The organism is Cellulosimicrobium funkei, from assembly GCF_900155925.1.
Classification (GTDB): Bacteria; Actinomycetota; Actinomycetes; order Actinomycetales; family Cellulomonadaceae; genus Cellulosimicrobium; species Cellulosimicrobium funkei.
Genome location: NZ_FTMI01000003.1, coordinates 113,325 through 133,149 on the forward strand (window position 1 = coordinate 113,325; position 19,825 = coordinate 133,149).

18 protein-coding genes are annotated in these 19,825 nt (G+C 77.6%); 7 read left to right on the forward strand and 11 right to left on the reverse strand.

Annotated features, from left to right (window positions below; all coding sequences use genetic code 11):
* The first annotated feature begins 21 nt into the window (after positions 1-21).
* From BXA05_RS08635 to BXA05_RS08645, 3 genes are all read left to right on the forward strand, one after another.
* Entirely contained in the window at positions 22-1,044 is a 1,023-nt protein-coding gene (locus tag BXA05_RS08635) for a LacI family DNA-binding transcriptional regulator (RefSeq protein WP_076404728.1), read from the forward strand.
* Positions 1,045-1,076: 32 nt separating this feature from the next.
* The gene (locus BXA05_RS08640) at positions 1,077-1,490 is read left to right on the forward strand and encodes a VOC family protein (protein WP_076404995.1); all 414 of its coding nucleotides are present in this window, start codon (positions 1,077-1,079) and stop codon (positions 1,488-1,490) included.
* A 92-nt stretch (positions 1,491-1,582) separates the two neighbouring features.
* A complete protein-coding gene (locus BXA05_RS08645) occupies positions 1,583-2,002 on the forward strand; it encodes a hypothetical protein (RefSeq protein ID WP_143311106.1) in 420 nt (139 codons plus the stop codon).
* Here BXA05_RS08645 and BXA05_RS08650 read toward each other — a convergent pair.
* The gene (locus BXA05_RS08650) at positions 1,999-2,313 is read right to left on the reverse strand and encodes a hypothetical protein (protein WP_076404730.1); all 315 of its coding nucleotides are present in this window, start codon (positions 2,311-2,313) and stop codon (positions 1,999-2,001) included. The two genes, BXA05_RS08645 and BXA05_RS08650, sit on opposite strands and share 4 nt — an antisense overlap.
* A 39-nt stretch (positions 2,314-2,352) precedes the next feature.
* The gene (locus BXA05_RS08655) at positions 2,353-3,693 is read right to left on the reverse strand and encodes an APC family permease (RefSeq protein WP_076404731.1); all 1,341 of its coding nucleotides are present in this window, start codon (positions 3,691-3,693) and stop codon (positions 2,353-2,355) included.
* 234 nt (positions 3,694-3,927) lie between these two features.
* Between BXA05_RS08655 and BXA05_RS08660 the strand changes: the two genes are divergently transcribed.
* Together BXA05_RS08660 and BXA05_RS08665 are read left to right on the forward strand one after the other, a co-directional pair.
* Positions 3,928-4,974, forward strand: a complete 1,047-nt coding sequence (locus tag BXA05_RS08660) for an NAD-dependent epimerase/dehydratase family protein (RefSeq protein ID WP_076404732.1) — start codon at positions 3,928-3,930, stop codon at positions 4,972-4,974.
* Complete coding sequence (locus tag BXA05_RS08665) at positions 4,971-6,311, forward strand: UDP-glucose dehydrogenase family protein (RefSeq protein ID WP_076404733.1); 1,341 nt, start codon at positions 4,971-4,973, stop codon at positions 6,309-6,311. Before BXA05_RS08660 ends, BXA05_RS08665 begins: the two co-directional genes overlap by 4 nt.
* Here BXA05_RS08665 and BXA05_RS08670 read toward each other — a convergent pair.
* The 9 genes from BXA05_RS08670 to BXA05_RS08715 are packed head-to-tail and all read right to left on the reverse strand — an operon-like array spanning position 6,287 to position 17,350.
* Positions 6,287-6,541: a DUF6480 family protein gene (locus BXA05_RS08670; RefSeq protein ID WP_240696585.1), complete on the reverse strand. Its 255-nt coding sequence runs from the start codon at positions 6,539-6,541 to the stop codon at positions 6,287-6,289. The genes BXA05_RS08665 and BXA05_RS08670 overlap by 25 nt on opposite strands.
* Before the next feature lie 43 nt (positions 6,542-6,584).
* Positions 6,585-7,718, reverse strand: coding sequence for a glycosyltransferase family 9 protein (locus BXA05_RS08675; RefSeq protein WP_244550421.1), 1,134 nt, complete (start codon positions 7,716-7,718; stop codon positions 6,585-6,587).
* Positions 7,715-8,443, reverse strand: a complete 729-nt coding sequence (locus tag BXA05_RS08680; protein ID WP_034652895.1) for an SDR family oxidoreductase — start codon at positions 8,441-8,443, stop codon at positions 7,715-7,717. The genes BXA05_RS08675 and BXA05_RS08680 overlap by 4 nt, the downstream gene beginning before the upstream one ends.
* Positions 8,440-10,653, reverse strand: a complete 2,214-nt coding sequence (locus tag BXA05_RS08685) for a PfkB family carbohydrate kinase (RefSeq protein WP_083711750.1) — start codon at positions 10,651-10,653, stop codon at positions 8,440-8,442. The genes BXA05_RS08680 and BXA05_RS08685 overlap by 4 nt, the downstream gene beginning before the upstream one ends.
* Complete coding sequence (locus BXA05_RS08695) at positions 10,650-11,924, reverse strand: glycosyltransferase (RefSeq protein WP_076404734.1); 1,275 nt, start codon at positions 11,922-11,924, stop codon at positions 10,650-10,652. The genes BXA05_RS08685 and BXA05_RS08695 overlap by 4 nt, the downstream gene beginning before the upstream one ends.
* Positions 11,921-12,952, reverse strand: coding sequence for a glycosyltransferase (locus tag BXA05_RS08700; protein WP_061267403.1), 1,032 nt, complete (start codon positions 12,950-12,952; stop codon positions 11,921-11,923). The genes BXA05_RS08695 and BXA05_RS08700 overlap by 4 nt, the downstream gene beginning before the upstream one ends.
* Entirely contained in the window at positions 12,949-14,025 is a 1,077-nt protein-coding gene (locus tag BXA05_RS08705) for a glycosyltransferase family 9 protein (RefSeq protein ID WP_076404735.1), read from the reverse strand. Before BXA05_RS08705 ends, BXA05_RS08700 begins: the two co-directional genes overlap by 4 nt.
* Positions 14,022-15,677 (reverse strand): HAD-IIIA family hydrolase, encoded by a 1,656-nt coding sequence (locus BXA05_RS20750; protein WP_342065181.1) that lies wholly within the window; start codon positions 15,675-15,677, stop codon positions 14,022-14,024. The genes BXA05_RS08705 and BXA05_RS20750 overlap by 4 nt, the downstream gene beginning before the upstream one ends.
* Positions 15,674-17,350: a carbamoyltransferase family protein gene (locus tag BXA05_RS08715; RefSeq protein WP_076404737.1), complete on the reverse strand. Its 1,677-nt coding sequence runs from the start codon at positions 17,348-17,350 to the stop codon at positions 15,674-15,676. Before BXA05_RS08715 ends, BXA05_RS20750 begins: the two co-directional genes overlap by 4 nt.
* Positions 17,351-17,536: 186 nt before the next feature.
* Between BXA05_RS08715 and BXA05_RS08720 the strand changes: the two genes are divergently transcribed.
* Both BXA05_RS08720 and BXA05_RS08725 read left to right on the forward strand, forming a co-directional pair.
* Positions 17,537-18,973 (forward strand): aldehyde dehydrogenase family protein, encoded by a 1,437-nt coding sequence (locus tag BXA05_RS08720; protein ID WP_076404738.1) that lies wholly within the window; start codon positions 17,537-17,539, stop codon positions 18,971-18,973.
* The gene (locus BXA05_RS08725; RefSeq protein ID WP_076404739.1) at positions 18,970-19,767 is read left to right on the forward strand and encodes an MBL fold metallo-hydrolase; all 798 of its coding nucleotides are present in this window, start codon (positions 18,970-18,972) and stop codon (positions 19,765-19,767) included. Before BXA05_RS08720 ends, BXA05_RS08725 begins: the two co-directional genes overlap by 4 nt.
* Positions 19,768-19,825 lie beyond the last annotated feature (58 nt).

Here is a 19,825-nt window from a genome sequence, read left to right on the forward strand (position 1 = left end):
CCGCCCCGAGGAAGGGGAGCCATGACGCTCACGCGTGTTGCGCAACGTGCCGGCGTGTCGGCCTCGACGGCGTCGCGCTACCTGCGCGGGCAGCTCAACGTCCAGCCGGAGACGGCGGCGCGGATCGACGCCGCGGTCCGCGAGGTGGGGTACGTCGTCCCCGCGCCCGGTCCCGCCGCGCGCGACGACGAGCGTCGCACCGGGGTGGTCGCGCTCGTCGTGCCCGACTTCGTCAACCCGTTCTTCACCGCTCTCGCCGAGGAGGTCGCGCGCCTCGCGGGCGACCGCCGCGTCCCGCTCGTCGTCGCGCTGTCGACGCGGCACGGCGACGCCGAATCCGGACTGGGGCAGCTCCTCGCGAGCGACGGCTCGCTCGGCGGCGTCGTCTACGTGGGGATGTCCCGCACCGACGACCGGCTCGCGCGCGCCGTCGCGGACGGGCTGCCCGTCGTCGTCATCGACGAGGAGGTCGACCTCGACCTGCCCGTCGAGACCATCACCGTCGACAACTACGGCGGCGCCTACCAGGCCACGAGCTACCTCGTGCAGCAGGGGCACCGGCGCATCGCCCACGTCGCCGGGCCCGCGGAGCTGTCCACGACCCAGGACCGCCTGCGTGGGTACGTCGACGCGATGCACGACGCCGGCCTCGACGTCGACCCGGACCTCGTGCGCCACGGGCCGTACACCGAGCAGTTCGGCGCCTCGACGTTCCCCTACCTCACGCGGCCCGGGAACGCGCCGACGGCCGTGTTCGTCGGCAGCGACATCGTGGCCGTCGGGATGCTGGGCGCCGCCGAGCTGCACGGCATCTCCATCCCCGAGGACCTCTCGGTCGTCGGGTGCGACGGCATCCGTGTCGGCCAGTGGCTGCGCCCCAAGCTGACGACGCTGGAGCAGCCCGTCGCGGCGCTCGCGCTCGCGGCGATGGACGCGATCGAGCGCTCGATGACCGGCACTCCGCCCGCGGTCCCGCCCGCGCGCACCGTGCTGCCGCTGCACCTCGTCGTGCGCGGCTCGGTCGCCCGGCCCGCGGACGGCTGAGGGGTGCTCGCCGGGAGCGGGCAGTGCGTGCCGTGACCGGGCTGCACCACGTCGAGATCTGGGTCGCGGACCTCGCGACGGCCCGAGCCGAGTGGGGCTGGCTGCTGGGCGCGCTCGGGTTCTCGCGCCGCAGCGAGTGGCCGGACGGTGAGTCGTGGGCCGGTGGCGGGGCCTACCTCACGTTCACGACGTCCCCGAACCTCACCGGGGCGACGCACGACCGCCGGGCCCCGGGGGTCAACCACCTCGCGTTCCGGGCCGGTGCTCCCGCGAGGGTCGACGCGCTCATGGTCGCCGCGCCCGACCACGGGTGGCGCCCGCTCTACCACGACCGTTACCCGCACGCCGGCGGTCCCGACCACTACGCCGGATGGCTCGAGAACTCTGCGGGGTTCAAGGCCGAGCTCGTCGCGTCGAAGGCGGTCGGCGGGGCGACGCCTCTCTGACGGCGGCACGTCGGGCCACCCAGGGGTACGGAGGTCTGCTGTCGCGGGAACAGCGCGGCTCGTCCGTTCTGCGCTGTTGGTACCTTTCCGCCATGACGTCACGCGCAGGGTCGGAGCACGGGCCGGGCCGAGGTCGGCGGGGTGCCGCGCTCGTCGTGGGAGGTGCCGCGCTCGCCGCCGCCGTGCCCGCCGTGCTGCTGGGCCGGGCGGCCAGCGAGTACCTGTGGGAGCTGTGGTGGCTGGACGCCGGGTCGAGCGAGCTGCTCGACGGGGTGCCCGACCAGCCGGTCGTCGTCCGCGCGCTGGTCGGTGCCGTCCTGTTGCTGGTCGTCGCGCTCTCCGCCGTCGGCCTGGCCGTCCGCGCCCGGGCTCGCGGCGGGCTGACGGCCGCGGTCGCGGCTCGGTGCGCACTCGTCGGTGCGGCGATCCCGGTCGCGGTGCTCACCGTGGCGCTCGTGCTCCAGTCGATGCTGTCAGGACCGGAGCAACCGCCGTTCGTCCCGTTCACCTAGCGGTCCTGCTCGCGGTCCTCCGCGGGAACGCGCCGTGCCCGGACGGCCACCGTCAGGCCGGCGACGAGGCACACGAGGCCGGCGACGGCCAGGAGGGCGGCGGCCACCAGGTGCTCCCGGTTGGACTCGATCGCCGCCGCGCTCCACGGCTCGGCCCGGCTCTCCGCCTGGTTGACGTAGTGCCAGACCGAGCCGAGGTGGTAGTTCCCCTCCCAGGTGGTGAGCCACCAGGCGAGGAGCGGCAGCACGACGCCGGCGGCCAGGAGCCGGGCGGCACGGACCAGGCGACGCTCTCGGCCGATCGGGTCCACGGTCCTCCTCTGAGCCGAGCCGAGCCGAGCGCCGCGCCGTCACGCCGCGCGTGCGTCCGCGGCCCGGCGGGTCCAGCGCATCACGACGTACAGCACCGCGCCGACGGCGAGCAGGATACCCGCGCGCAGCCAGGTCACGGCGTCCTGCTGCGTCAGGAGCAGGACGCACGACGCCACGCCCAGCACCGGCACGACCGTCGCGACGCGGAAGTGCGGCGCGTCGACGGGGTCGCGGCGCAGCACGAGGACCGCGACGTTCGTCGAGGCGAACACGAGCAGCAGGAGCAGCACGACGGTCTCGGCGAGGCCCGCGACGTCGCCCGTGAACACGAGCCCCATCGCGACCACGGTCGTCACGACGATCGCGACCCACGGCGTGCGACGGCGGGGGAGCACGCGCCCGAGCGTGGCGGGGAGCAGGCCCTGCTCGGCCATGCCGTACGCGAGCCGGCTCGCCATGATCATCGTGAGCAGCGCCCCGTTCGCGACGGCGATCAGCGCCACGAGGGAGAACACCCAGGCGGGCACCGACCCCTCCGCGTCGACGACCTCGAGCAGGGGCCCGGTCGAGCCGGCGAGCGTCTCGGGGTCGACGACCGCGACCGCGGCGACGCCCACCGCGACGTACACGACGCCCGCGGTGACGAGCGCGCCGAACAGCGCGCGCGGGTAGGTGCGGCGCACGTCGCGGACCTCCTCGGCGAGGTTCGCCGACGTCTCGAACCCGACGAACGAGTAGTACGCGAGGATGGCGGCCGCGAGGACGGCGAGCGCCGGCGTCGTGCCCTCCGCGAACTGCGTGACGCGGCCCGGCGACCCCTCGCCGCGCCCCAGCACGACGGCGGCCAGCACGACGACGAGCACGAGCCCGGACAGCTCGATCGCGGTCATCGCGACGTTGGCGCGCAGCGACTCCTTGATGCCGCGCGCGTTGAGCGCGGCCACGACGGCGAGGAACAGCACGGCCACGAGGCGGTCGGGGGCGTCGACGAACGTCGCGAAGTAGTCGCCGGCGAAGGCCAGGGAGAGGCCCGCGGCGCTCGTCACGCCTGCGGCGAGCATGGAGAACCCGACGAGGAACGACACGAGCGGGCTGCGGAACGCGCGGTCCGCGAACACGGCCGCGCCGCCGGCCTGCGGGTACTTGGTCACGAGCTCGGCGTACGACCCGGCGGTCAGCAGGGCGAGGCCGAGGGCGACGAGGAGCGGCAGCCAGACGGCGCCGCCCACCTCGCCGGCCATCTCGCCGACGAGCGCGTAGACGCCCGCGCCGAGCACGTCGCCGAGGATGAAGAGGTACAGGAGCCGTCCCCCGACCGAACGGGACAGCTTGGTGTCCGGGTCGGCGGCCTGCTGCTGGGGTGCGGTCGGTGCGCTCATCGCGTCACCGTGCCACGGCCCCGGATCGCTCGCGCCCGGTGCCGGACCGTGCGCCCGCCACGTGCGCCCGGACGAACCCGCGCGGGCACGGCGTGCGAGCCGCCGTGCGAGCCGACAGGAGGCGTGTGAGCGTGGGAGCCCCGGGTCCAGCCACGAGCCCGTCCGCACGAGCGCGACCGGCGGGACGGAACGTCCCCGCGTGCCTGCGTCGCGCTCCGTCGCGAGGAGACGAGCATGAGCGACACCCCGGAGACCTCGAGCGCGGCCCGCACCGTGCGCCGCGCCGTCGTGCTGGGCGGTGCCGGGTTCGTGGGCAGCCACGTGTGCGAGGCGCTGGTGGGACAGGGCGTCGAGGTCGTGTGCGTCGACGACCTGTCGACCGGGCGGGTCCGCAACCTCGACGCGCTGCGCGACGAGCCGCGGTTCCGCTTCGTCGAGGGAGACGTCGGCGCCGGGATCGACGTGCCCGACCCCGAGCGGGTCGACCTCGTGCTGCACCTCGCGTCGCCCGCCTCGCCCGTGGACTACCTCCGGCTCCCGCTCGAGACCCTGCTCGTGGGCTCGGCGGGGACGCGCCACGGCCTCGAGCTGGCCGAGCGTGCCGGGGCGCGGTTCGTGCTCGCCTCGACGTCCGAGGTGTACGGCGACCCGGAGGTGCACCCGCAGCGCGAGGACTACTGGGGCCACGTGAACCCCGTCGGGCCGCGCAGCGTCTACGACGAGTCCAAGCGGTTCGCGGAGGCGACCACCGCCGCGTACCGCCGCAGCCGCGGCGTGGACACGGGGATCGTGCGGATCTTCAACACGTACGGGCCCCGGATGCGGGGGCACGACGGCCGCATGGTCCCGACGTTCGTGCGGCAGGCGCTCGCGGGCGAGCCGCTGACCGTCGCGGGTGACGGCTCGCAGACCCGGTCGGTGTGCTTCGTGGACGACCTCGTCGAGGGCATCCTCGCGTTCGCGCGCACCGACCACCCGGGCCCGGTGAACCTCGGCGACCCGACGGAGCTCACGGTGGAGCGCGTCGCGCGGGACGTGCTCGCGGCGACGGGGAGCGACGCCGGGATCGTGCACGTCGACCTGCCCGAGGACGACCCGCGCCGCCGTCGACCGGACACGAGCCTCGCCGAGCGCACGCTCGGCTGGCGGGCCCGCACGCCGTGGGCCGAGGGCCTCGCCCGGACGATCGAGTGGTTCCGCTCCGACGGCGGCGGCGAGACGCCCGTCGCGGTCGGTGCGGCGCGCGGCGGCGCCACCGACGAGGCGGGTGAGCCGGCATGAGGGTCTCCGTGCACGGCTGCGGCTATCTCGGGGCGGTCCACGCGGCGGCCCTCGCGCGCCTGGGGCACGAGGTCGTCGGCATCGACGTCGACCCGGCGCGCGTCGCGGCGCTCGCCGAGGGCAGGGCCCCGTTCTTCGAGCCAGGTCTCGCCGCGCTCCTGGCCGACCCGGGCGGGGCGGGGTCGCTCACGTTCTCGACCGACGTCGCGCACGCGGGCGTCGCCGACGTGCACTTCCTGTGCGTCGGCACGCCGCAGTCGGCGGGCAGCGGTGTCGCGGACCTGCAGCAGCTCGAGGCGGCGCTCGCGGCGCTGCGCCCCCACCTGCGCCCGGGGTCGGTGGTGGTCGGCAAGTCGACCGTCCCCGTCGGCACGGCGGCCCGGCTCGCGACGGACCTGCCCGACGGCGTCCGGCTCGCCTGGAACCCCGAGTTCCTGCGCGAGGGGCACGCGGTCGCGGACACGCTGCACCCGGACCGGCTCGTCTACGGCGTGCCCGACGACGGCGACGCGCTCGTCGAGCGCCTCGACGCCGTCTACGCGCGGCTGCTCGACGACGGCGTGCCCCGCCTCGTGACCGACCTCGCGACCGCGGAGCTCGCGAAGGTGGCCGCCAACGCGTTCCTCGCGACGAAGATCTCGTTCGCCAACGCGGTCGCGGAGGTGTGCGAGGCCGCGGGCGGCGACGCGGTCGCGCTCGTCGGCACCATGGCGCTCGACCGCCGCATCGGCGGCGAGTACCTGGGCGTGGGCCTGGGGTTCGGCGGCGGGTGCCTGCCCAAGGACATCCGCGCGTTCGCGGCCCGGGCGCGCGAGCTCGGCGTCGGCCCGGCGGTGTCGTTCCTCGACGAGGTCGACGCCATCAACGACCGCTGCCGGGAGCGCGCCGTCGTGCTCGCGCGCACCGCGTGCGGCGGCTCCCTCGCGGGGCGACGCGTGGCGGTGCTCGGCGCCGCGTTCAAGCCGGACAGCGACGACGTGCGCAGCTCGCCCGCCCTCGCGCTGGCCCGGGCGCTCGCCGCGGAGGGGGCCGACGTCGTCGTCACCGACCCGCAGGCCCTCGCGCTCGCGCAGGCGGCCGCCCCCGAGCTCGGGTATGCCACGGACGCGCGCGAGGCGGCGACCGGCGCCGACGTCGTGGTCCTCGCGACCGAGTGGGACGAGTACCGCGACCTCGACCCCGGCGCTCTGGCCGACGTGGTGCGGTCGCCGCGCCTCGTGGACGCGCGCAACGCCGTCGACGGCGCGCGGTGGCGTGCCGCCGGGTGGGACGTGCGCGCGCTCGGGGTCGCCGCGCCGCGCGCGGCCCGACCTCAGCCGAGCAGCCCCACGGCGTAGCCCACGAAGAACAGGGCCGTCACGACGGCGACCACGCCGACGACCCCGATCCAGACCCACGGCACGGCCCGGTGCGGGCCGTGCTCCTCGTGGCCCTGCGGCGCGCTCACCTGGTCCTCCGCGGGCGGGGTCTCGCCGGGCTGCACGTCGCCGCTCGCCGAGAAGTCGGCCGCGGACGAGCGGTGCGAGGCGTCCAGCGGGTCGGGGTCGGGGGAGGCGGGTCCGGTCATGGTGCGGTCCTTCCGTCGGTGCGGGGGTCGAGATCGGGGGAGGTCATGCCTCGACGCTCAGGGCCTCGTCGCCCGCACGCATCTCGGCGGGGTCCTGCGGCCCCGCGAGGAGCGACCGCGCGGCCGCGACGACCTCGGCGACGGTGATGCGGCCGAGCGCCGGGTCGAGGTCGGCGGCGTGCGGGTCACCCCGGTAGCCGCGCGCCGCGTCGTCGGGCGCGTGCGCCGGCCTCTGCTCCGTGTCGCCGTGCCAGAGCACCGCGTGCCGCTCCGGGTCCACGGCGGGGCCCCACGTGGCGGGCGGCGTCGGGCCGAACAGCACCACCGACGGGGTGCCGTACGCGGTCGCCAGGTGGGCCACGCCCGTGTCCCCGCAGACGACGAGCCGGGCCGTCGCGACGACGTCGGCGAGCGCGGGCAGGTCGAGCGTCCCGGCCGTGTCGGTCACGCTGCCGGTCCCGTCCGGCGCCCCCGCGGGGCCGCCGAGGGCGGCGTCCGCGTCGGCCACGACCCGCGCGCACAGGTCGCGCTCGTCGGGGCCGCCCGTGACGACGACGTCGTGACCGGCGGCCGCGAGGTCGCGCGCGACCGCGGCGAAGCGGTCCGCGGGCCAGCGGCGCGCGCCGGACGCCGCGCCGGGGTGCACGACGACGTGGCGCCCGCGCGACCCCGGCGGGTCGAGCCGCAGGTCCTCGCGCGAGCACGCGCCGCCCGCCGCGGTGACGAGCCGGCACCAGCGGTCGACCTCGTGCTCGTCCGGGTCCCAGTCCGGCCCGTCGACCCCCGCGTCGCCCGACGCGAACGCGACGACCCGCTCCGGGGCGGTGTCGAGCAGCACCCGGTGGCTCTCGGGGCCGCTGCCGTGCAGGTTCACCGCCACGTGCCCGGGGTCCGCACCGGTGAGCGTCCGCGCCTCCTGCGCCCAGACGAGCGGCTCCAGGCCGCGGGTCGGCACGACGCCGTCGACGAGGCCGAGGTCGCGGAGCCAGCCGCCGACCTCCGCTGGCGCGGCGAGGAGCACGCGCCGGCCGGGCCACGCGCGCCGCACGCCCCGCAGCGCGGGCACGGCCGTCAGCGCGTCCCCGAGCCCGAGCGCGCGCAGCACGAGGACGGTCCCCTCGTCCTGCCCCGCGAGCCCCGGCAGGTCGGGCGCCGGCTCCGTCACGCCCGCCGTCACGGCCACGACGTCTCGCCGGACGCCATGACGAGCATCTCGCGGATCTCGCAGCCCACCGGCTGGCGCAGCGCCGTCACGACGGCGGCCGCGGTCGCGCGCGGGTCGTTGAGGTCGGCGTCCGGCCCCGGCTTGTACTGCTCGGTGCGGCCGTCGAAGAACGCGGTGCGCATCCCGCCGGGCACGAGGCACGTGACGCCGACGCGGCCCGCGAGCTCCGCGGCGAGCGCCTGGGAGAACCCGCGCACCGCGAACTTCGACGCGCAGTAGGCGGTCGCGTCCGAGACCCCCTTGAGGCCGAGCGTCGACGCCACCGTGACGACCGTGCCGCGGCGCTCCTCGAGGAACGGCAGCGCGGCGCGCACGACGGCGACCGTGCCGAACAGGTTGACGCGCACGACGCGCTCCCACGTCTCGACGTCGATCTCGTCGAGGCGCCCGCACGCATCGGTGCCGGCGGCCGTGACGACGGCGTCGGGCGGCCCGACCTCGAGCGCGAGCCGCTCGACCGCGGCGGCCGCGGCGGCGGAGTCGGACAGGTCGACGACCGCGTGCGGCACGCCGTCGGCGGGCGCGACCCGGTCCAGGACGACCGGCTTGCCGCCCGCCGCCGTCACCGCCTCGACGAGCGCGGCCCCCAGGCCGCTCGCGCCCCCGGTGACGTAGACGGTGCCGAGCTCGCGGGGTACGGGGACGTCGGTCCGCTGGGCGGACGTGGTGGTGGTCATGCGGTGGTCTCCTCCGTCAGGGTGGGGACCCCGGGCGCGAACCGCCCGGAGCGTTCGAGGATCGAGGTCGTGGAACGGCCGTCGACGTAGGGCAGGACGACGACCCGGCCGCCGTGGCGCCGGACCGTCTCCGCCTCGGGGAGCGTCTCCTCCGTGTAGTCGCCGCCCTTCGCCCAGACGTCGGGGCGCAGGCGGTCGAGCGCGGCGCGCGGGTCGTCCTCGTCGAACACGACGACGGCGGCCACGCAGTCGAGCGCGGCGAGGACCCGGGCCCGGTCGGCCTGCCCGACGACGGGGCGCTGCGGCCCCTTGAGCCGCTGCACCGACGCGTCGCCGTTGAGCAGGACGACGAGGTGGTCGCCCAGGCGCGCGGCCGCCTCGAGCGTCGCGACGTGCCCGGCGTGCAGGATGTCGAAGCAGCCGCCCGTGGCGACGACGGTGCCGCCCGCGGCGCGCAGCCGGGCGGCCACGGCCTCGGGCGCGTCGGGGTCCGACGGCGGGGCGTCCTGCGTCGCGCCGGAGGACGCAGGGGCCCCTGACGCGGGACCCGTCGCGTGCTCCCGTACCGCGCCCGGCGTGCGGTCGGCGAGGGAGTCGGCCCGGCGCCGGTAGCCCTCCGCGCCGCCCGCCGCGACCCAGGCCGAGGCCGAGGCGACGGCGGCGACGACCGCCGGGACGAGGCCCTCGCCCCGGGCGAGCGCGACCGCGGCCGTCGAGGCGAAGCGGTCGCCCGCGCCGCACGGGTCGCCGTGCGCCACGGTCGCGGGCACGTACGCGGGCTCGCCGCCCGCGCGCGCGACGAACGCCCCGCGGTCGCCCGCCGTGACGCACACCGCCCCCACGTCCCACGCGGCCGCGAGCGACCGCGCGAGGCCCCCGGGGTCGTCGGGCGTCGCGTCCAGGCCGAGCGCCTCCGCGGCGTCGAGCGCCTCCGCGAGGTTGGGCGTGACGAGCGCCGTCCCGGGCACCGGGGCGCCGCCGCGCGGGTGCGGGTCCCACACGAGCGTCCCGGTGCGGGCCGCGTGCGCGAGCGCGTCGCGGACCGGCCCGGCGTGGGTCGTCCCCGCGCCGTAGTCGGACACGAGCACGACGTCCGCGCCCGCGAGCGCCGCCCGCGCCGCGCGCTCCGACAGGTCGCCAGGGCGGGCGGGGCCGCCGTCGTCGACGCGCACGACGGTCTGGCCGCCGGAGCGCACGCGGGTCTTGCGCCGCGTCGTGCCGACCTGCGGCAGGGCGACGACGTCGAGGTGCGGGCGCAGCAGGGCCCGCAGCTCGGAGCCCGCGTCGTCGTCGCCGAACGGCGCGACGAGGCGCACGCCCGCGCCGTCGGTCGCGAGGAGCGCGGTCAGCCCCGCGCCGCCGGGGCTGCGCCGCACGCCGAGCGTGTCGACGACGGGGACGGGACCGTCGGGGGAGAAGCGGGTCACCTGGCCGTCGACGTCAAGGTCGAGGAGCACGTCGCCGACGACGACCACCTGCGGTCCGGTCGCCGCCGCGGAGGCCGGTGGGGGTGCCGGGGCCGGCCGGTCGTCGGCCGACCCGGCGCCCGGGAGGTCTGCCGCGGCGTGCGCCTCGCGGTGGCGCACGTGCGCGTCGAGCGCGGCGCACAGCGCGTGCACGACGACGAGGTGCAGCTCCTGGACGGACGAGGTCGACGCGCCGCGCAGGGCGAGCACGTCGTCGCACGCGGCGGCGAGCGCGCAGTCCCGCGGGCCCGTGAGCGCCCACGTCGTGAGGCCGAGCTCGCGCGCCCGGCGGGCCGCGGCGACGACGTTCTCGCTCTCGCCGGAGGTCGACAGGAGCACGAGCACGTCGCCGGGGCGACCGTGCGCCGCGACCTGTCGCGCGTACATCTCGGCGATGCCGTAGTCGTTGACGATCGCCGTGAGGCTCGACGTCTCCGCGTGCAGGCTGATCGCGGACAGCGGGGTGCGCTCGCCGTCGAAGCGGCCCACGAGCTCGGCGGTGAGGTGCTGCGCCTCGGCGGCGCTGCCCCCGTTGCCCGCGACGAGCAGCCGCCCGCCCGCGAGCACCGTGTCGGCGAGCCGTGCCCCCCACGCGTCGATTCGGCCCGCCTCGGCGGTGAGCAGGTCGAGGCCGTCGTGCAGGTCGTCGGCGTGCGCGCGCAGCCAGCGGCGCGCGGCGTCGTGCGGGCCGTCGCCGGACCCGGCACCGGGGGTGTCGCCGTAGGGCGTCCGGGGCGCGGTCACGGTGCGCTCACCGCCCGCAGCGCGGTGCGCCCGGCCGCCACCGGCCGGGCGCGACCGCGCTCGGCTCGGCGGGCCGCGGTGACGCGCTCGTACGACTCGGCGGTGCGCTCCGCGACCGTGACCCAGCCGTACAGGTGCTCGGCGCGCAGCCGCGCGGCCGAGCCGAGGCGTTCCGCGAACGCCGGGTCGTCGGCGAGCCGGCGCAGCGCGGCGGCGAGCGCCCCGGGGTCGCGCGGCGGGACGAGCAGGCCCGTGCGCCCGTCGACGACCGAGTCGAGCAGCCCGCCCACGGCCGCGCCCACGACGGGACGCCCGCACGCGGCGGCCTCGAGCGGGACGATCCCGAAGGGCTCGTACCAGGGGTCGCACACGACGGCGTCGGCGGCGTGCATGAGGTCGCGCACGTCGTCCTGCGTCACGCTGCCCACGAACCGCACGCGGCCCGCGACGCCGGAGGCCAGCGCGACGGCGCGCAGCCGCCGCACCTCGGGGTCGTCGTCGAGCGCGCCCGGCGCGGGGCCGCCCGCGACGACGAGCTCCGCGCCCGGCAGCGCGGCGAGCGCCTCGATGACGGTGTCGACGCCCTTGCGCTCGACGAGGCGGCCCACCGAGAGCAGGCGCAGGCGGCCGGGCTCACGGTGCAGGTGCTCGGTGCGGTCCGGGTCGGGCAGGAAGCGGCCGAGGTCCACGCCGCACGGCACGACGTCGATGCGGTCGGGGTCGGCGCCGAGCGCGACGAGCTCGGCGACCTCGTCGGCGCACGTCGCGACGATCCGGTCGACCGCGCGACACAGCAGGCGCTCGCGGGCCACGCGCTCGGCGGGGCTCGTGTCGTGCGCGCCCTGGTGGCGGCGCTTGACGGAGCCGAGGGCGTGGAAGGTCTGCACGAGCGGGACCCCGAGCGGGGGCGCGGACAGCAGGCCCGCGATCCCGGACATCCAGAAGTGGGCGTGCACGACGTCGGGCCGGGGCCCGGGCTCGATCCACCGCCGCAGGAGGTCGGCGCCGAACGCGTCCATGTGGGGCAGAAGGTCGTCCTTGGGCACGGGCACCGGCGGACCGGCGTCCACGTGCACGACCTCGACGCCCCGCGCGAGCGGGACGCGCTCCGGGAGGGACGCGTCGTCGCGGCGCGTGAACACCTCCACGCGGTGGCCCTGCGCGCCGAGCCGCGTGGCGAGCGACGCGACGTGCACGTTCTGCCCTCCGGCGTCGACGCCGCCGAGGGCGGCGAGGGGGCTGGCGTGCTCCGAGATCATCGCGATCTTCATGAGGTCACCTCCGTCAGGACCGTGTCCCAGCGCCGCAGGAACGCGGCGTGGGAGTAGTGCTCGAGCACGTGGGCGCGGGCCGCCCGGCCGTGCTCGCGGGCGTCGTCGGGGTCGGCGAGCCAGCGCCGCGCGGTCGCGGCGAGCTCGTCGGGACGGGCGCTGAGGAGCCCCGCGGCCGGGGGCACCGCGACGGGCGCCTCGGTGGTCGGCAGCGCGAGGACGGGCATCCCGAGCGCCATCGCCTCGAGCAGGGAGAGCCCGAGGCTCGTCCAGCGGTAGGGGTGCAGGTAGGCGCGCGACGTCGCGAGCCGCGCGTGCATCGCGGCCTGAGGGACGTCGTCGTGCAGGCCGTGCGGGAGGTCGTGCGGCAGGTCGTGCGGCGGGTCGTGCGGCGCGGCGCCGGGCGCCGCGAGGTGCTCGGCGAGCTTGCCGACGCCCATGCCGTAGACGTCGAGCGGCACGTGCCGCCCCAGCCCGACGAGCACGTCGGTCCCGGCGACGCGCCAGCGCCGCACGGGCTCGTTGACGACGACCCCGACGCTCGCCCGCTCCCCGGTGTACAGCGGGCCGGGGTCGGGGATGCCGTGGTCGACGACGAGCGTGCGCGCGTCGCCGGTGTCCCACATGAGCGCGTTGAACGCCGTGACGTGCACGATCGGCACGAGGCCCTCCTCGACGACGTCGAGGTCGGCGAGCGGGTGCCGGGTCGCGGCCGCGTGGCCCGTGGGGGCGTTGTGCTCGACGTAGACGGCCGGGACGTCGCGGCCGGGCACGAGCCCGGTCCAGCGCCGCAGCAGCTCGACCTCCTCGGGGCGCTGGAGCACCACGACGTCGATCGCGCGGTCCGCCGCGAGGTCGGCGAGCTCGTCCGGCGCGACCTCGCGCGCCCCGGGCGGCCAGTCCCAGGTGCGCGCGCGGCCGCGGCCGTCGGGCCCGCGGTCGGGGACGACCGGGACCAGGTACTCGTGGCCGCCGGCGACGAACGACGTCGCCCACGACCCGTGCACGTGCCACACGAGGATCCTCATCGGGTCACCCCCACGGTCCGGAGCGGTGTCGCGCGGGGCGCGGGCGTCCCCACGACGTGCGGGACGACGAGCCGGTCGACGGCCGCGACGACGTCGTCCGGGTCGACGCCGAGGCACGGGTGGCCGGGCACCGGGCACACCCGGGCGCGCGTGCCGCGGCACGCGGCCTCCTGGTCGCCGAGCAGGACGGTCGGCACGCCCCACGGCGCCCAGCGCTCCGCGGGGACCACGGGGGCGAAGAGGGACACGACGGGCCTGCCCACCGCGGCGGCCAGGTGCGCGGGCCCCGTGTTGCCGACGACGACGCACCGGGCGCCGGCGAGCACCGCGGCCAAGCCCGCGAGGTCCGTGCGCCCCGACAGGTCCCGCGCGCGCCCGGCGGCGACGTACGCCGCGAGGTCCGTCTCGCCGGGCCCGCCCGTGACGACCACCTCGTGGCCCGCGCGCACCAGCGCCGCGACGAGGTCGCGCGCGTGGTCGGGCGCGGGCGCCCGGGCCGGGACGGACGCGCCGGGGTGCACGACGACGTAGGGCCCCGCGGGCACGAGCGACGACACGTCGGGCAGCGGCCCGCGCACGCGCAGCCGGTCGCCGTCGGGCGGCGCGCCGAACCCCGCAGCGCGGACGAGGTCGAGCGCTGCTTCGACCTCGTGCAGGCCGTCCGCGCGGGTGTGCCGCACGTCGAGGAGCGAGCCCGGGTAGTCCTCGCTCACGGCGGCGACGCGCCCGACGCCCGCAAGCTTGAGCAGCATCGCCGCGGGCAGCGGGCTCTGGTGGAACGAGGTGAAGACGACCGCGGCGGCGTAGCGCCTCTCGGCGAGGGTCGCGACGAGGTCGAGCACGCTCGCGCGGTCGACGGGCGGGGGCCGGTAGCCGGACCAGGGGGCGTCGAAGACGAGCACGTCGCGCACGTCCGGGAGCAGCTCTGCCGCCGCGCGCCCGGCGGGGGCCGCCAGGACGTCCACGCGGCCGCCGTCGCGCGCGGCCGCGTGCGCCATCGCCCGCACCGCGGGGCCCGTGAGCAGGACGTCGCCGTCGCTGTCGAGGCGCACGGCGAGCACGTCGGCGCTCATGCCGCACGCTCCTCGTCCGGCGCCGCTGCGGACGCGCCGGGAACCGACGCGTCGGGGGAGTGCCCTCGGGGCGAGCCGGGCAGGCGGTCGTCGAGCGCGCGGACCGCCGCGGCGAGGTCCGGCACGACGCACGGGGCGGCGGCGACCTCCTCGGCGCGCGTGACGGGCGTCGGCACGAGGACCGGGGCCGCGCCCGCGGCGAGCGCGGCGCCCACGTCGGCGCCGATGTCGCCCACGACGGCGCACCGCCACGGCTCGACGCCGAGGTCGGCCGCCGCGGCGAGCACGAGGCCGGGACCGGGCTTGCGGCACGCGCACGCGTCGTCCGGCGCGTGCGGGCAGACCTGCCACGTGTCGAACGGGCCCAGCAGCTCCTCGACGCGCGCGTTCACGGCGTCGACCTGCGCGCGTGTGAGGAGCCCGCGCCCGACGCCGGACTGGTTGGACACCACGCCGAGCCGGACCCCGCGGGCGCGCAGGTCGTCGAGCACGGCGCGGGCGCCCTCGACGGTACGCACCGCCGCCGGGTCGCCGTTGTACGGGACGTCGTGCACGAGCGTGCCGTCGCGGTCGAGGAGCACGGCCGCGAGCGGCGGCGGCCACGGCTCGAGCCCGCGCCGGGCGGCGAGCGTGCCCGCGACGCGGTGCCGCACCGCGGCCAACGGGATGGCGGCGCTCGTCCACGCCATGCGCCGCAGCTCGGGCCCGAACGCGTCGTCGCCCGGCCGCGGCCCCGGCGCGAGGCGGCGCCCGAGGAACTGCGCGGTGAGGGCCGCCCACCCGAGCGCGCCGAGCGCCGCGACGCGCGGGCGCCGCGCGACGAGCCCGCCGACGCCGACCGCGGCGGCCGCGACGGTCGCGACGTGCCACGCGAGGCGGCCGCGGCCCGTCTCGGCACGCTCGCGCCACCCCGGCCCGTGCAGGGCGCGGAACGTCGCGTCGTCGCGGGTCCCGGCCTGCACGCGCAGGCTCACCGCGTCGTCCGCGGGGCGCACGGGGTGCGTCGTCGTGCGCGAGCCGCGCACGAGCTCCCAGCCCGCCTCGCGCACGCGCAGCGCGAGGTCGGCGTCCTCGCGGTAGGCGCGGGGGAAGCGCTCGTCGAACCCGCCGACCTGCTCGAGCGCGGCGCGCCGGTACGCCATGTCGGCGGTCGCCCACGCCGCGCGCTCGAGCCCGGCGGTCCCGCGCTCCCAGTCCGTCGGACGGCGGTGCGCGGGCAGCGGCACGTGCAGGCGGCCCTGCACGCCGCCGGTGCGGGGCGTCGCCGCCGCGAGGTCGTGCGCGAGGAGGCGCGCCCACCCGGCGGGGAGCTCGACGTCGTCGTCGAGGAGCACGACCCACGGCGCGGTCGTCGAGCGCCACCCGGCGTTGCGCGCGGCGGCCGGGCCCCGGCCCCCGGTGCGCACGACGCGTGCGCCGAGCGCACGGCCGGCGTCCCCGAGGTCGAGCGGGTCGGGCACCGGGTCGGTCGAGCCGGGCGGCGGCAGGCGGCGGTCGTCCGCGACGACGACCTCGGCCGGCCCGGGGGAGCCCGGGCCGTCGGCCTGGGCGACGAGGGTCTCCAGGAGCCGGTCGAGCGACGGGCGGCCGATGGAGGGCACGACGACGGCGTACGGCACCGGGGGAGCGGGGCGTCCCGCGGGCGCGCTCACGCCGTCGCCCCGGACGGAGCGGCGAACACGTCGGTCCGGCGCACCAGGTGCGGGCCGAGCACGAGCGCGTCCACGGGGGCGGACCCGAAGAGCTCGAGCGCGTCGCGCGGGTCGTCGACCATGGGGCGCCCCGCGGTGTTGAGGCTCGTGTTGACGACGACCGGCAGCCCGGTCAGCTCCTTGAACGCCCGGATCGTCGCCTGCAGGCGCGGGGTCGAGTCGTCGACGGTCTGGATGCGCGCGGTGCCGTCCACGTGCACGACGGCAGCGATCCGGTCGCGCCACGCGGGCGCCACCTCGTGCACGAAGAGCATGTACGGGCTCGGGACGGGGCCGCCGGAGAAGATCTCCGCGGCGTCCTCGAGCAGGACCATGGGTGCGACGGGCCGGAACTGCTCGCGGCCCTTCACGTCGTTCAGGCGCTCCAGGTTCTCCACCGGTCCCGGGTGCGCGAGCAGGGAGCGGTGCCCCAGCGCGCGCGGTCCGAGCTCGGCGCGGCCGTCGAACCACGCCACGACGCCGTTGTCGGCGAGGATGCGTCCGACCTCGGCGGGCAGGTCGTCGGGCGTCGTGAACGGCACCTGCGCGGTGCGCAGCCACCCGGCGAGCGCCTCGTCGCCCCACGCTCGGCCGAGCGCCGCCGAGCCCATCGGCTCGACGGTGTCGCCCGCCTCCGCGGCGAGCTGGAGGGCGGCGCCCAGCGCCGTGCCGGAGTCGCCCGCCGCGGGCTGGACCCAGACCTCCTCGAACGGCGACTCGCGCCAGACCCGCGAGTTCGCGACGCAGTTCAGCGCCGTGCCGCCCGCCATGGTCAGCACGCGGTCGCCCGTCTGCCCGTGGAGCCACGTGGCGAGGTCGACGAGCACCTCCTCGAGCCGCGCCTGCACCGACGCCGCGAGGTCGGCGTGCTCGGCCCGGCCGCCGTGCGCGGTGCCCCAGGTGCCGTCGTCCGTGCGGCGCGGCGCCCAGCGCTCCCAGTCGGGAACCTCGGCGACGAAGCCGCCGTCGCCGGTCGCGTAGAGCACCTCGCGCAGGTCGTCGAGGAAGCGCGGCTCGCCGTACGACGCGAGCGCCATGACCTTGTACTCGTCGCTCGACCGCAGGAAGCCCAGGTGCTCGGTGAGCGACTCGTAGACCAGCCCGAGCGAGTGCGGCAGCTCCTGGCTCGCGAGCACCTCGAGGCGGCCGTGGTCGTACCGGCCCGCGAGGTGGGACGAGCGCTCCCCGCGGCCGTCGAGCGACAGGACGCTCGCGACCGGGAACGGCGACGCCAGCGCGGCCGACGCCGCGTGCGCGACCTCGTGCGGCACGAACCGCACCGTCGAGGGGGACAGGCCCGGCAGCGCGGTGGCGAGGAACTGCGGCGCGCGCTCGGCGTACTGCACGCGCAGCCAGTCCCACGGGTCCGGCAGGCCCATCTCCTCGGCGGGCTTGGCCAGCGCCGGGTCGAACGAGTACGCGACGGCGTCCAGGTCCTGGGGGCGCAGCCCGCCCTCCTCGAGGCACCAGGCCATGGCTTTCTCGGGGAGCTCCCACGCCGCGAACGGCAGCGGTCGCTTGCCGTGCTTGCGCCGCGAGAAGCGTTCCTCCTCCGCGGCGGCGACCACCCGGCCGTCGACGACGAGGGCGGCGGACGGGTCGTGGAACAGGGCGTTGACTCCGAGGACGCGCATGGGCTGCGAGCCTTCCTCGTTCGGGTCAGGCTCGTGGTGCGCCTCGAGAAACCGGGGGCACTGGACCTGACGCGTGCGGGTCGGCTCTGCTGCAACCCGACTTCACCCTGACCCGGAGAAGCGGTTCTCGCACGCCGACGTCGCACCCATGGGTAGTTCTCTTCGTGTGATTCCCGGGAGGCCTGCATGACCACGACCACCGCACCCACCACCCACCCCGACCCGACCACGCCGGCCGCGGGCGAGCGCCGCCTCGACCGGACCGACCCGGCCACGGGTCGGCCCGCCGCCCCGGTCCGCTGCGCGGGCGCCGACGAGGTCGACGCCGCCGTGCGCGCCGCCGCGACCGCCTGGCCCGCGTGGCGCGCGACCCCGCCGGGGGAGCGGGCCGGTGCCCTGCGCGCCGCCGCCCGCGCGGTGCGCGCCGCCGTCGACGAGCTCGGCGACCTGCTGTGCACGACCACCGGACGGCTGCGGGCCGAGGCGCGCGCGTCGGCCGAGGTCGCCGCCGACCTGCTCGACGAGGCCGCCGTCGCGGGTCTCGGCCGTGCAGGGCGTGTGCTCGCGGGCGACCCCGCGGCGCTGGACGTCGTGCGCCGCGAGCCGCGCGGCGTCGTCGCGGTGATCACGCCGTGGAACGACCCCTACCCGGCGGCCGCCGGGCTGCTCGCCGCGGCGCTCGTCACCGGCAACACCGTGGTGCACAAGCCGTCCGAGCGCAGCGACGCCCCCGGCGTGCGCCTCGCCGAGATCGTGGCGGGCGCGCTCCCGCCGGACGTCCTGCGCGTCGTCAGCGGCGACGGCGGGACGGGCGCGGCCGTCGTCGCGCACGACGACGTCGCCCTGGTCGCGCACGTCGGCTCCACGGCCGCGGGCCGGCGCATCGCCGCCGCCGCGGGCGCGCGCGGGGCGAAGGTGCTGCTCGAGAACGGCGGCAAGGACCCGCTCGTCGTGGACGCGGGCGTCGACCCGGTGCTCGCCGCGCGACAGATCGCGACCGGCGCGTTCACCAACGGCGGCCAGCTGTGCACCGCCGTCGAGCGGGCGTACGTCGTCGAGGAGGTCGCGGACGCGGTCGTCGCCGAGCTCGCGTGCCTCGCCGACGCGGTCGTGGTGGGCGACCCGGCCGACGGCGCGACGACCATGGGACCGCTCGTCGACGACGCGCAGCTCGCCGTCGTCGAGGAGCACGTGCAGGGGGCGCTCGCGGCGGGTGCCGAGGTCGTGACCGGCGGCCGGCGGCTCGACCGGGCCGGGTCGTACTACGCGCCCACGGTCCTCGACCGGTGCCCGGACGACGTGGACCTGCTCACGACGGAGACGTTCGGCCCCGTGGCGCCGGTCGTGCGCGTCGCCGACTTCGACGAGGGCCTGCGCCGCGCGTCCGCGTCGGCGTACGGGCTCGCGGCGACCGTGCTCACGCCGTCGCTCGCCCACGCGCTGCGCGCGGCGGACGTGCTCGACGTCGGCACGGTCAAGGTGAACGCGGTGTTCGGGGGCGCGCCGGGCGGGTCGGCCGACCCGCGGCGCGGCAGCGGCGGCGGGGCCGGGTACGGGCCGGACCTGCTCGACGAGATGACCGTGCGCAAGGCCGTCCACCTCGAAGCGCTGGGGGAGCCGTGAGCCGCCGTGCGAGCGCGACGCTCACGTTCGGCGGGACGGCGACGGCGCTCCTGCGGTTCGGGCGCTTCACCGTGCTCACCGACCCGAACTTCCTGCACCGCGGCCAGTGGGCCTACCTCGGCAAGGGTCTCGCGTCGCGGCGCCGCACCCAGCCCGCGCTCGGGCCGACGGGCCTCCCGCCGCTCGACGCGATCGTGCTGTCCCACCTGCACGGGGACCACTTCGACCGGGTCGCGCGGCGCGGCCTGACGCGACAGGTGCCGCTCCTCACCACGCCGTCCGCGGCGCGGCGCCTGGCGCGGTACCACTTCGCGACGGTCGGCATGCCGACCGGCACGATCGAGACGTTCCGCTCGGGGAAGGAGACGCTCGACGTGGAGTCGGTCCCGGCGATCCATGCGCGCGGCGTCATGCGCTCGCTGCTGCCGGAGGTCATGGGCACCGTCTACACGCACCGCGTGGACGGCGGCCGCCAGACCCAGGTCTACGTCACGGGCGACACGCTCACGGGCGACCACGTGGACGTCGTCGCGGACGCGTTCCCGCACCTGGACTCGGTGGTCGCGCACCTGGGCGGGACGCGCATCCTCGGCCGGACCGTGACCATGGACGACGTGCAGGGGGCGGACCTCGTGCGGCGCGTCGGCGTGCCGCTCGTGGTCCCGATCCACCACGACGACTACGGCGTGTTCCGCAGCCCGCTGCGCGACTTCCTCGCGCGGTCGCCAGAGCTGCCCGGGGTCGAGATCCGGCCCGTGGCGCGGGGCGCGACGGTCGACCTCCGGGTCGACTGACGGGCGGATGCCCACCGTGGGGGCCCGCCCGGCGACCCACCACGAACAGCGACCTTGT